13 protein-coding genes are annotated in these 13,251 nt (G+C 37.2%); 1 reads left to right on the top strand and 12 read right to left on the bottom strand.

Translation table 11 applies throughout. The features are described 5' to 3' along the window. Positions 1-938 precede the first annotated feature (938 nt). The 10 genes from D1094_RS00005 to D1094_RS00050 form a co-directional block, all read right to left on the bottom strand. Positions 939-1,496, bottom strand: coding sequence for a GNAT family N-acetyltransferase (locus D1094_RS00005; RefSeq protein WP_118958047.1), 558 nt, complete (start codon positions 1,494-1,496; stop codon positions 939-941). A gap of 119 nt (positions 1,497-1,615) precedes the next feature. Beyond that, a complete protein-coding gene (locus tag D1094_RS00010) occupies positions 1,616-1,810 on the bottom strand; it encodes a hypothetical protein (protein WP_118958048.1) in 195 nt (64 codons plus the stop codon). Between the two features lie 1,073 nt (positions 1,811-2,883). Beyond that, complete coding sequence (locus D1094_RS00015) at positions 2,884-3,534, bottom strand: thioredoxin domain-containing protein (RefSeq protein ID WP_118958049.1); 651 nt, start codon at positions 3,532-3,534, stop codon at positions 2,884-2,886. Next, positions 3,527-4,009, bottom strand: a complete 483-nt coding sequence (locus tag D1094_RS00020; protein WP_118958050.1) for a disulfide bond formation protein B — start codon at positions 4,007-4,009, stop codon at positions 3,527-3,529. Before D1094_RS00020 ends, D1094_RS00015 begins: the two co-directional genes overlap by 8 nt. A gap of 114 nt (positions 4,010-4,123) precedes the next feature. Further along, on the bottom strand, positions 4,124-5,617 hold the full coding sequence (modF, locus tag D1094_RS00025; RefSeq protein ID WP_118958051.1) for a molybdate ABC transporter ATP-binding protein ModF: 1,494 nt from the start codon (positions 5,615-5,617) through the stop codon (positions 4,124-4,126). Positions 5,618-6,328: 711 nt separating this feature from the next. After that, positions 6,329-6,571, bottom strand: coding sequence for a hypothetical protein (locus D1094_RS00030; protein WP_118958052.1), 243 nt, complete (start codon positions 6,569-6,571; stop codon positions 6,329-6,331). 224 nt (positions 6,572-6,795) lie between these two features. Continuing rightward, positions 6,796-7,998: an exo-beta-N-acetylmuramidase NamZ domain-containing protein gene (locus D1094_RS00035; RefSeq protein ID WP_118958657.1), complete on the bottom strand. Its 1,203-nt coding sequence runs from the start codon at positions 7,996-7,998 to the stop codon at positions 6,796-6,798. 2 nt (positions 7,999-8,000) lie between these two features. Further along, complete coding sequence (gene murQ / locus D1094_RS00040; protein ID WP_259337770.1) at positions 8,001-8,957, bottom strand: N-acetylmuramic acid 6-phosphate etherase; 957 nt, start codon at positions 8,955-8,957, stop codon at positions 8,001-8,003. A gap of 47 nt (positions 8,958-9,004) precedes the next feature. After that, positions 9,005-9,235, bottom strand: coding sequence for a glutaredoxin family protein (locus tag D1094_RS00045; RefSeq protein ID WP_118958053.1), 231 nt, complete (start codon positions 9,233-9,235; stop codon positions 9,005-9,007). Between the two features lie 369 nt (positions 9,236-9,604). Next, on the bottom strand, positions 9,605-10,354 hold the full coding sequence (locus D1094_RS00050) for a hypothetical protein (protein ID WP_118958054.1): 750 nt from the start codon (positions 10,352-10,354) through the stop codon (positions 9,605-9,607). 193 nt (positions 10,355-10,547) lie between these two features. On the opposite strand from D1094_RS00050, the gene D1094_RS00055 reads away from it, so the two are divergent. Then, on the top strand, positions 10,548-10,820 hold the full coding sequence (locus D1094_RS00055) for a 2Fe-2S iron-sulfur cluster-binding protein (RefSeq protein ID WP_118958055.1): 273 nt from the start codon (positions 10,548-10,550) through the stop codon (positions 10,818-10,820). A 337-nt stretch (positions 10,821-11,157) separates the two neighbouring features. Here the strand turns inward: D1094_RS00055 and D1094_RS00060 are convergent, their stop codons facing one another. Both D1094_RS00060 and D1094_RS00065 read right to left on the bottom strand, forming a co-directional pair. Then, a complete protein-coding gene (locus D1094_RS00060) occupies positions 11,158-11,532 on the bottom strand; it encodes a hypothetical protein (RefSeq protein WP_118958056.1) in 375 nt (124 codons plus the stop codon). Next, positions 11,532-13,229 (bottom strand): S41 family peptidase, encoded by a 1,698-nt coding sequence (locus D1094_RS00065; protein WP_118958057.1) that lies wholly within the window; start codon positions 13,227-13,229, stop codon positions 11,532-11,534. The genes D1094_RS00060 and D1094_RS00065 overlap by 1 nt, the downstream gene beginning before the upstream one ends. Between the last annotated feature and the right edge of the window lie 22 nt (positions 13,230-13,251).

A 13,251-nucleotide genomic window follows, 5' to 3' on the forward strand; every position in this document is an offset into this window, starting at 1 on the left:
TACAAAATCCATTTCTTCGTAATCTGATTTCTCTGCTTTTCGAATCATTCACCTAACTTCCCTTAAGGTACATAACGTTTATATTAAACGGCAAAGTAACATTGGCTATAATCGCGAAGCGATGGCCAACTGTTACGTGTCCGATTTGAATTATCTTGTTATTTGATGGTAGCGATAAACACTAACGATAACAAGCACTTTTAAGATTTGGCAGCCCGACCGTAGAAGCAAAAAACACCCAGCAACACGACTAACCAAACCGTGATTTTTGAGCCAAACACGAAAGCTAGAACAAAGTTAATGACTTTACCGCAAAAGTGTCTTAAAAAAGCGTAAAGTCTATTAGCGTTAAACACTAAAACGGTTAGGCGAAAACTGAGGCGTAACCCACCAAGCTAACCTTGAAAACACTGTTCTTACAATAAAATAATAACTCGATTTCGTGTTGCCAAATAACGCCACATTAAGCGGCTAATGACAGTTTGGCTAAAATGAGTGAGGCACGAACGGAAAGCCAACTGTTATTAGTCCGTTTGAATGCCTTGTTAGTTGCTGATTGTTAAAAGCACTAACTTTACAATAAGTTACCATGTTCACGAGATAAGCGGAAGATACAATAAATACAAAACCGCAACTTAGCCACCGACCGTGAATTTTGAGCCGTTTACACCTTTTGCTCATTGTTTTTACCTTGCAAAACTAAGGCGAAAACTGTGTAGCCAAGAATATAAAACGTCTTTGTAAAACTGAAAATTTAAACAACAAAGGAAGAAAACAAACACCAACCTTTAATGTGAAATACCGCACGTTTAATAAATAAACTTACTCGAACAAGTTGCGGCAACTAACGCCACGCTAAGCGGCAAAAAATTGTTGGCTAAAATAGTGAACGTAGTGAACAAAAGCCAACTGTTTTTTGTCCGTTCTTGAGCGCCTTGTTATATTTCATTGAACTCAGGTTTTAATAAGCCAAAGCATTTTAAATCGTGATATTCATTTTTCCAATAACCGCTTGAGCGACGGATACCTTCTTCTTTAAAGCCTAGCTTTAAAAGAACTGACTCAGATGCGCCGTTACCAAGCATAGTATCACCTTGAATTCTATGAAGCTCACCAAAAGGTAGTTCATTTAGAAATGCAGTATTAATAATTTTATTTAAGGCTTCAGTGGCATAACCATACCCCCAGTGCTCTGACGATAATTCATAGCCTATACCTGCACTTTTCATTTTTTGGTTCCACGAATTGAAACCGCAAGTTCCAATTAGCTTACCAGTATCTTTTAAGCGAATTGCCCATCGAATACCTACAGTATCTAGGAAACGAGAATTAAAAAATTCAATTAATTTTAGAGCTTGCTCTTCCGAATCATAAACATCTATATCATAAAACTTGACGACATCTTTATCTGAAAAAACATTGAGTAGCGCCTTACTATCATCTTTAGATAATTTAGTAAGCTTTAACCGGGGTGTTTCTAAGTCTGGGAAATCCACCGAAATCCTCCATGAAATATAACGCCACAATAATGGGCAAATAATGCTTGGCTAAAATAGCGACGCAGGAGCAAAAGCCAAGCTGTTATTTGTCCTGTTGATTGCCTTGTTAGCAGTATTTACGATGCTGCGTCGTTGTTGACCCGACCACCTATAATACTTGCTGAAACTGCACACCATACCGCAGAAATAGTTCCCATTAATGCAGGTGTAGATTCTATTGCAGACGACATGTGAATACCAAATAATGTTGCTAATAGTCCAACTGACAAGCCAGCAATAGCAAAAGATTGATTCCGTAATTGAATTTTCATGTAACACTCCATGTTTTGATAAATGATTATACTGCTAACGCTTTGCTAAGCGGCTAAGTACATTTTGCTAAAATGCGCGAAGCGCGAGCAAACTGTACGTGTCCGTTTGAGCAACTTGTTATATGCAGCGATGGTAGAGCCAAACACTACACGAACTTATAATTGCCCGTAATATAAAAACCTGACTGTGAGCTTTTACGCTACACACTAAAGCCAGAACAAAATTAATAGCATTGCCACCTTTGAAAAAGGTAAAAGAGGCAATGCTTATTAAGGCTGATGCAATCTAGTTTTAGCGTAAAACTACGTACTAGAAAGCACTTTTTCTAATACTAATTGTTTAAAGCATATAACGCCGCGTTAAGCGGCTTACAATAGTTGGCTAAAATAGTGAGGCACGAACGACAGCCAACTGTTGGAAGTCCGTTTGAACGCCTTGTTAGCTGTTTTGGCCTGAAGCTTAGCTGTAATTACAAACACTTAACCAAAAACGAAACTTAATATAACGCTAGTTACTTAACAAGTATAGCGATTGTGTACAATGCTGAGCAGCTCACACAAAAACTAGCGTTTAGAAAATTTAATGCGACAAGTATCACTGTTTCCAAAACCGCAGCTAGGATAATGAGCTATTACAATTTACGATTACTTGCACAATTAATTCAGCAATAAAGATAACAGTTTAACTAAAGAATTCTTTAAACAGCTAACAGTTTATTATGAGGCAAATTGCCTTCTTTCCACAAAAAGAAGTTTGCCTTATATAAATATTTAAAAATCAAATGATAAGGTAATGTACACATATAATCAATGAGTTAAATTTATCGAGCAACTGGTCGATGTGTGAAAGGAGGCAAATTGCACGCTTTCTTTGTAGAAAGAAGGAAAATCACTAAACTGTATTTATATACAGGCATTGTTTTTGTTATTTTTCTTCAAACTTGCCTAAACAATCATCGCTCTATATAAAAGCCACAAATAATGCAGCTCTTCATAGTGCATTACAAATAAATTCATCCCTTAAAACTATCTGGTTATTAATAAATAACGAGAATCTTTATTAATCATATTTATTAGTAATGCTTAGCCATCTCTTCATTAATTAACTGCAACAGTTGTTCGTAGCCGAAGGTTTGCATTTTTCGTCCATTAACAAAAAACTCTGGTGTCGCTCTTACTTTAAAAGTTTTACCGTCGGCTAAATCAGCATTTAGTGCTTGTGTCACCTTTTTACCAAAAGCATCTTGCGCTAATCTCTTTTGATCTAAGGGCAAACTCGACAAAATATCTTTCGCTATTTGAGGTTGTGCAACATGGTGTTGGGTCCATTGCTGTTGCTTTGCAAATAACAGCTCTAGTGCGGGCCAAAATTGGTTTTGTAAATGTGCTGCCTCAAGTAACCTAACAACTTTATCAGAGCCTTTATGAAGTGGTGCATAACGCACAACTAGCCTTAATTTTTCAGGGTACTTTTTCATTATTTTATCCACAAAAGGAAAAAATACCGCACAGGTTTCACAAGCGGGATCCAAAAACTCAACAATGGTGACTTTAGCATTTTCATTACCTTTCATTGGCGCGCCAACACGCACTAGTTTTTCTAACGCGTCTTCTGATAATGCAGTTTTTGTTGAACTTAGTTGGCTTTGATAATAAGTTGCCGCAATAAAAAAGGCGGCAAGTAAAAATACAGTAACGCTAACAAATAATATTTTTTTATTCATGATGATCTCGGTTTCTCGCTAAAAAGAGTAATACGCCAATAACACTAAAAGTTAGTAGTGACATCATTGGCATATTTAAAAAGCCAAATAAGTTTAAGTGTGTTTCAGAACAAGGAATATCTTTTACACAGGGCTGAGCGCTTTTAGGAATAACGCCAGCCACTAATAGTACATGAAATAATGCCACAACCCAGCCAAATGCGGTCAGTATCCCTGCATATCGTGTCATTTTCAAATCAAGTGGAAATAGTGCTAATGGCATAATTAGCACCAGTGGATATATTGCAATACGCTGATACCAGCATAAAGAACAAACAGGCAATTTAATTATTTCACTAAAAAACAAACTACTTAAGGTTGCAATAGTGGCTATTAGCCAACCACCAAACAGCATAAGCCATGGAGTCGACATTTGCTGTGATATTAGCTGTGATGCCTTTTCTATTGAGTGTTTTGAGGGCGTTTCGCTAGACATTGAGTATAATTAATCCCTTGTTAAAGCAAAATGATGATATGAATAGCGCTATTATACAATGAGCAGTCACCCGGTGCATCAGCGCTATATCAATTAAGTATTACAAAGTGTTAGCTAACTATGCTTTTCAGTGACCTTAGCAAAATAACCTAATGAACCGTCTGTTACTATGCTGTTCTTAGCTGGCTGATGTTCTGCTTCAATAAACTCAAGTTCGTGGGTAATACAACTTAGTTGATCTCTAACATCATGACTGACAAAGATTAAATGCGTTTTACTGTTCGCCGCAATGTAGTCCATTAAGGCGAGTACTTTATCGCGATTATGATTATCTAACCCTTGGCATGGCTCATCTAATATTAAAATCATAGGGAGTTTTACCACCGCACGAGCTATTAGCACAAGACGCTGCTCACCATAAGAAAGTTGATTAAAGTATGTATTTTCATGTTGCTCTAATCCTAATAGCACTAGCCATTCGCGGGCAATATTAACTTGATATCGACTTGGGCTATCATACAAACCAATGCTGTCAAAAAAACCAGAAAGCACAACTTGAATTAACGTGGTGGACACGCGGTAATCGCGATGTAATTGTGCACTCACTACACCATAGTGGCGTTTAATATCCCAAATGGACTCACCACTACCGCGTTTAATACCAAATAAGTGTAAATCTTTGCCGTATGCTTTTGGGCTATCGCCAGAAATCATCGCTAATAATGTTGATTTACCACAACCATTCGGACCAATAATTCGCCAGTGTTGACCTTGTTCAAAACACCAATTTAAGTGATTAAATACCGGCTTTTGTTCGAAACTAACCGATACATTGTTCAAGGCAACTAATGGGGTGTCTTTATCTAGGCTGTCATACTGTAAGCAGTCAGGTAAATGATGTGGCAAGCTATAGTGATTTTCATTAACCTGTTGCCATTTTTCTGTATTAATTACCTGTTCTCGCTTACCTGACAACACGATTTCACCCTGCTGCATATACACTAAATTGTTTATTTGGCTAGGCAAACTCTGATGATAAAAATCAAATAAAATAATGCTTATGCCCTGCTCAACTAAAGTATTTAGTACATGGCTTAAGTGTGCTTGAGAGCCAATATCTAACCCTGCATAAGGTTCATCTAGCAGCATAAGGTTCGGTTTTAGCATTAACGCCCGCGCCATTAGCACTTTACGTGTTTCACCAGTAGATAAAATCTTAAAAGGTTTCTCTAATAACTTTTCAATGGCTAATAAAGAAGTAACGTCAGCTAAGTCGTCACTCTGGTATGGCTTATCATCAATAATCACGTCAAGTGCTGAGCGACCATGATCAATGCCCTCTTCCATAAAATCACTGCGATCATTTAAGCGATCTACGGCTAAGGTTTCAGCCTCAAGCTCAAAGCTTAACGTAGTAAAGGTTTCTGTTAAGTGAACTTCTCCTTGATAGTCAGTAATATCGCCAGCAAGAATTTGAGCCAACACAGACTTTCCACTGGCATTATCACCCAATACCAACAACGACTCTCCTTGCTCTAAAGAAAGTTTATCGATAGTTAGCTGGGATTGATTGGCTAATTCAAAGGTTAATTGTTTAATAGATAACATAAAGGCAACAGCGTAAAGTTTTGATAATTAATTATATAAACTTCATTAAATTAAAGGCTACAACTAAATTGCTATTAGTTATATTTAACACTCGCTATATTTTGCACTTACCTTGGCTCAATATATCGAGCGCTTTAGCCAATTTCTCGTTGCTGATAAAACCACGTTTTTTTGCGATTAGCTCCCCAGACGCGTCAAAAATCAAAGTAGTAGGTGAAGCTTGATAGCCGCCTATTTGTCTTAAAAAACGTCTAGTTGCTTGAAAAGCTGGTATTTGAGAGCATAGTAACGCTATAGCAAAAAAACTAGCGTTATTATTTTTAGCAAGTTAATAAACGTATTAAACATGGGGCATATTTTCTAACAAGTGTTACTCTTTCAAGTGTTCTTTTAAGTGGTTATTTTAAGTACAGCTTTGTCAGAATTACAGTTTTACTTCGATGCTAGCATACATTTCTCTACCATGTAAAGCACCGTATATGTAAGCTACATCGTAACCACCACTGGCATCATAAAACGATAGTGTATCACCACTATCAATTTTCGTTTGCTCAAAAATTGTAGCAATCGCATCAACGGCATAAAAGCCTGAAATTAAAGTATGAGTAGGTAGGCCGTCAACTAAAATGTGGTATGTTCCTCTTTCATGCCGTTAAGCATTATGCATTTTACACCACACATTGAACATTCATTCGAGACATTAACGTCTGGTTAGTTATTTATTGCGGCAGTTAAGCTTAATGCATTTTTATTTTCAATGGTTAAGGCATCAAGTACCTCTGTTTTTTGAATCACGTCTTTTAAGCGACCTGCTTGATCTAGCTTTTGTCTAAGACTACGCACTTCAATGACTTCAACATCGTTATTTACAACACCAGCTTCTTCAGCAAATGACAACAAAGGTGATGATAGCGATAGGCTACCAGCAATATACAACAAAGATAATGACTTCATAACAAACCTAAAAAATGAAAATGAATAGCACAAAGAACATTAATGCCATTACCAATCATTCTCAATTAGATTTATTTGATCGATATCAAATTAAATGACTTTGCAGTATTTTTTTGATTAATTATTCTAATAGGTTATCGGGGGAAAGTTATTATTGAGTCAAAGTTGAATAAATCGACAATAAATACTAATTGATAATAAAAAATAATCGATATCGTCAATATTTATCGATAAAGTAAATACGGTTGACGTTGTTTTTTAAAACGAATTAAGTCTTTTTGCCAAGAATCACGTATTTTCTGCTCAGATAAGCCCGCTTGAATTTGCTTTCTTAATTGATCAGTTCCTGCCAGCTTATCCATAAAGGCGCTTCGAGTAAAAAATGTTTCATTATGCTCTTTAAACAACTGATACCAAGCAATTAAATAAGATAAATCTAATCCTGTAGTGGTGACATTACGTAAATCTTGACCGATTAAGTTTTTACCTTCTAATTTAGGCGAACTCGCAGCGCCTTTAATAGAACGAGGTTTGAAAGAAAAGCCCCCTAGGGAGAATTTATTAAAACCAATAACCTGAAAAGGAAAGTCGGTACCACGGCCAATACTAACCGGTGTTGCTTCAAAAAAGCCTAATGAAGCATAATGTGCTATTGACACATCATTAGGTAAGTTCGGGCTAGGTTTAACGGGCAAAGAGTAAGCTTTATTTCTCTGATAATGTTTTAGGGGAATAACCGTTAACGCCGTCTTTTTCTCTATCCAGCCCTCACCATTAATCATTAACGCTATTTCACCAACTGTCATGCCATGTAATAACGGAATTTGATGCATGCCAACAAATGATTGAAAAGCTATTTCTAACATAGGTCCATCTACATAAGCCCCATTAGGGTTAGGCCTATCTAAAACAATAAAAGGTACATTGTTTTCGCCTGCGGCTTCCATCATATAATGCATTGAGCTGATATAAGTATAAAAACGCACGCCCACATCTTGAATATCAAAGAGTAATATATCGACTTGCTTTAACAGCTCAGCTGAAGGTTTTTTATGCTTACCGTAAATTGAAAACACTTTGACGCCAGTCGCTTTATCTACGCCAGAGCTAACCTTTTCACCAGCATCATGGTCACCTCTAAAGCCATGTTCAGGGGCAAATATCATCGCAACATTGACTTTTTTTGCCAATAAATAATCAACTAAATGCTGACTTTTTACCCGAGAAGTTTGATTAACAACTAATCCAACCCGCTTACCTTCAATAAGTGGTAAATAATGCTCAGCTTGCTCAGCACCAACTTGTATTTCACTGCTGTTTACGTGTAACACACTGCAACATGAGGTTACCACCACAACACGAAAAATTAACCAACATAAAGGTTTTTTAATAATGGCAGATAGATTAAAAACTTGCTGGAGAAACATCATTATTTACTCGTATTATGATCATCAACCGCGGCACGTAAAAAACCATCATTATGACTAATAAGTTCTTTTGCAGCCGCCACATCAACTCCCGTTAAAATCATTAATATGGCTAACTTGGCGCTATAACCCGATTGCGCTAACGCATCACGCGCAACTTGATGTTTACAACCTGTGGCTTGCATAACAATGCGGCTTGCTCTTGCGTACAGCTTTTCATTACTCGCATTAACATCAATCATTAAATTTTTATAACTCTTACCACGACGTATCATGCTGGCAGTAGTTAACATGTTAAGAATGAGTTTTTGCGCGGTTCCAGACTTCATCCTTGTTGAACCAGTTAAAGCTTCAGGGCCAACTTCAGCGCAAATACCAACCTTAGCATTAGCTAAAATAGGTGCCCCAGGATTACAGGTAACAGACACTGAAACAGCGCCAAGCTCATTAGCATAATCGATGGCTGAAATAACGTAAGGAGTTCTACCACTTGCAGCAATACCAACCAAAACATCGTTTTTATTTAAAGCAACATGTTTTAAGTCTTTTATAGCTAACAACTTATTATCTTCTGCCCCTTCTACCGCTTTATATATTGCACTTTCACCGCCAGCAATAATGCCAACCACCATCTTATCACTGACTGAAAACGTAGGAGGACATTCTACCGCGTCAAGAATACCTAAACGGCCGCTGGTGCCTGCTCCAATATAAATAAGTCGACCACCGTTTTTAAAGGCTTCAACGATATAGTCAACAGCAACAGAAATTTCAGGAATTGCTTTTTCTACGGCAGATGCGACTAAATGATCTTGCTGGTTAATTTGTTTTAAAATATCGATGGTAGGCAATAAATCTATTTCTAAAGTAGCAGGGTTTTGTCCTTCTGAGATCATCGAAGCTAAATCATTAATCAACGCTTGCTCTTTCGCCATAGATTCTTGAGGTGTTACTGACATAGTTAAATTTCCTGTAGCGCTAATAATTGAAAGAACAATTCAACAGTTTACTCGTCAAAATAGAGTTTCTTAAATGTTTTTAGGTTCCAGCCAATCATGACTTCATTGCCTATTTTAAGGGCGGGAACCGAACGAGCGCCTATCGCATCAAGTTCTTTTCTGCCTCGTTGCATTTTCGCATTAGTTAACCTGTATTTAATACCATTATTATCTAGGTATTTCTGCGCTTCTCGACAATGTGGGCATTTATCTGAAATATATAAAACAACGCGTTTCATTATTAACCTTTATGAAGTTTTTATAGACTAGCTATTTTACTGAGCTCTCTATTTTTCTGTACTATCTATTTTTCTATACTACCTATTTTACTGAAGTATCGGGCCTATACAAAGAAAAAATCATGCAAGTTATAATGATTCGGGCTCAATGACGACATTGCGAGAGCTATCTTTAGTCTTAGCTCTTTAGCACTTTTCTTTAGTTCGCTGTCGAAAGTCTGTTGGTGTTTCACTAAACCATACTTTAAAAGCACGACAAAAATTTGCAACATCACTATAACCAAGTAACTCTGCTATCTAATTCGTTGTTCTATCACTTTTAAGTAAAGTAAGCGCATATTTTTGCCTACGTGCTGATAAAATTTGTTTTTACGATATATCAGCTTGTTTTAATTGCCTAATAAGTGTGCGTTCCGTCATATTTAGCTGTTCGCATATTACGATTAATGTTGGCGGTATATTGGTTTCTTTTCGGCCGGCCATAACATCTGCGTAATGCTGTTCAATAATAGCTTCCACTCGCTGTTTAATGCTGATGTTTTGCTGCTGACTTTTAGCTAACATTTTACAGTCATTACTATGGGTTTGATGTGCAGCGTCATCGGCAAGCGGATTAAGTGCATTCCAAATTTTGTGCGAGAGTTTGACTGAATTATGTGCACAATCAAATATTATTTGAGACTTGTAGCGATGCTGCAATAAATCGCCTTGTGCTGCAATTTGCTTTGTCGATAGCTGAATATCATGCCAATCAAACGTGCCATAAAGCTGCTCAATCATCACTTCAATCGGCCTAGCAGGGGCATTAAAAAATACTTGTTCAAATAATGGATCTCCACTTATATATACCACATTAACTTCAACGCAATTTGACTGATAGCTAACGGAGTATTTATAGACATTACAACGAAGCAAAAACCATTGAATAAACGTTTCAATGGCTTGTCCAACCGTACCTGCACTTAAGGCCGCAGCACTTAAGGCCGCAGCACCCACCGCACCATGACTAGATACGCCTAGTTTTTCACCCAACTCAACTGACCAATTCCGATCATTTATGGTTAAATCCACTTGATGAACAATTCGATGCACGTCACTTAGCTTTATATACAAAGGCACACAGTTTATATCTTGGGGCAGTGACGTTCCTTCAATCACTTCTTCATAGTTGACAATACCAAGATTAAACGCAATTAATGCCTAAATCCATATGGTTACTGATACTTTACAACAATTGGGTGTCGCGCCAGAAAGTATCCACTGTGAACAGTTTATTCCTGAGCAAATAAAGCCCTAAGGTGAAAGCTATCAAGTGACAATAAATTTGATTTCAAATCAAACAAAAACAATTTCTGTCGCTGAAAATCAAAACGTATTGAGCATAGCGCAACAACAAGGCATAAACATGTCTTATGCATGCAGTACTGGTTATTGCGGCAGCTGTAAATGCAAGATGGTTTCAGGTAAAGCCGCTGAGTTACCCATAAGTGCTAGCGGAATTTCTCATGATGAGATTGAGCAGGGTTACACCTTAGCTTGCCAGTGTAAGCCTTTAGGTGATTTAACATTGTTAGAAGTTGATTAACCTCAGCTCGGGATAATAAATAGCTCCCTAGCAGCTATTTTTCCTTACTTCTGTGTTAAATTCATAAACAATAGAATAACTATTCTTAATGAATTTGGCTTGAAGTAAGAAAAACTATCAAGCTAGTGAGTTGCTAAAACCACAAGTCTAAAAATTTTAAAACGATTAACTTATCTATTAACCCGAGCTGAGGTTGATTATTAAGGCAAAAAAAGGGCTATTTAAACTTAAATAGCCCTTTGATTTTATCAACGTGCGCGGTTAAATAAAGTGCGAGACAAAAACCCTTTAATTACCACAAACAGTGTTCAGCCTTGCTGTGCAAAGCCAATATTTCTTATTTTGTAATACACAACTTGGTTTTTAATGGCCACTCTTGCTGTGTATCAGTACGTTTAAGTAAACAGTTTTCTCCTTGCTTTCTTAACTCAAAAACTAAGGCTTGTTGCATTTCTTTTGCATACACTTTAACACCTGAAGGTGACGATACAGGCGCAGAAGCTAGTAACAATTTACTCGACTCTTGAAATACATCTTGAGCAATAGGAACATTCATCCCGCCCAACGCTTTACTCACCGTTTCAACAATTTCAGCTCTCGCCACACTACTATTTTCAGGCAGTAAAGCTGCTACTGATTCATTCGCTTTACTAGAACAGGCAGCAAGTAAACTCACAGTTAAGCTTATTAACAAGATAGATTTAGTTGTCATTATTGCTCACCTACTTTGGTATTAACATCTCTAAACTTGTCAAAGTAAGCATCATTAAGAATTGCATCTTGTAGAGGTGTGCGAATGTTAAGCCTTGGCTGTGACTGACTAGAGCTCTCTAGAGTAAGTGGTGTATTAGTTGCCGAGTTTATATTCTCAGGAGATGAAGACGCAAACTGCTTTACTGTGGGTATAACTTCAGGGCAAGCATTATTCGCTAAATAATACAAAGCACTTGATAATAATAGCTCTTGTTCATCACCCAACGCATTTAAATAATCTTCTTCAATAGGACAACCTTGTACTTGGTCTTGTCTACCTGCCTCAGGCAATGAAGCCGGAATTAAACCATCAGCATAATCACCAAAACCTAAATGGTTTTCACCTTTAAATTGCACAGTAAAGTAGGTTGAACCACAGTTATCTTCACTGACAAAACCATAAGGCTTACCACAGGTAGTTTCACCAATTTGAATGACTTCTACACCTACCCCAATTAAGGCATTCATGAAAGATTCACTGGCAGAACAAGAAGAGCCTGTTGTTAAAACATAGACCCGAGGTAAATCAAGCGTCGGTAATGGTTGGTTCTCTTGAATAATAGAATCACCACCAATTAAACGACGTAAATCAATGGTTGTGTCGAGAAAAGGAATGGTCTGATTTGCTGTTTTATCATTATAAACAATAGTTTCATACAGTTTATTCTTAGTGCTAGCATTACCTGCAACCATATAAGCAAGCTGCGATGATATAGCTAAAAATCCGCCACCGTTGTATCGTAAATCAACAACTAAATCAGTAATTTGTTCTGCTGAAAATTCAGTAAACTGTTCAAATAAGTCTTTTTCTACTGTCGCATTATTAAAAGAGTTTAATAATAAATAGCCTACTTTACCTTGTGGAGTGTTAATAGTTTTCGCAAGCTGTAAAGGTTTGCCAGAAATAGCAGCCGTTTGTAATGACACTTCATATTCTTCATTGTTGATATCAATAAATTTAAAGGTATGTGTTTCACCTTCATTACGACTAAACATTGCTGCATTTAAAGTATTAATATCACTTTGACTGGTAGTGTTTACAAAATCGATACCATCAACTTCTAATAGTTTAGAGCCGCGCGAAACGCCTAAAGTAAAAGCCTGAGTGTCAGGTGTTACATTTTTAACTTGCCAGCTTCGTGGTGCAGTATTGTTTTGATAGTCAAAACTAATACCGTAACCGTATGTGACACCAAGTTGAGTTTGCTCTTCTACTTCACTGGTTGGCTGCATCCAATGAAACTGATCTTTTGGTGTACCTGAAGCGGTTACCGCCATTGTTTTCAGTTGGTCAAAATATTCAACTAAGCCATAGTTTGCAGGGTCTTTATCAATAACCTCTTTATACCAAAGATATGTTTCATGGTTAAAAGCACGTTGCCAATGTTTTTCTAGTAATTCACTTCCTGCTTTATCAGGGTAGGCAATATTGGTTATTGGGCTACTGCCACTTCGAGGAGACTCACACTGAGCAACAAAGTTACTAGAAGACAGAAACTCATCTTGAACCCATGTGGGGCCCATATTTCCATTTACTGGTGAAGTGAATGTATTGCCAGTCGATTCGCCTGAGCCACCACAGCCTGAAAGTAGTGTGAGACCTAACGCGACACTGAGCGAAAGCATTGATTGTTTGTTATTTCTGAGAAAAGACATTATTTATGTTCCATTATTAATA

Origin of the sequence: Colwellia sp. RSH04 (assembly GCF_003545765.1) — a bacterium.
Lineage (GTDB): Bacteria > Pseudomonadota > Gammaproteobacteria > Enterobacterales > Alteromonadaceae > Colwellia.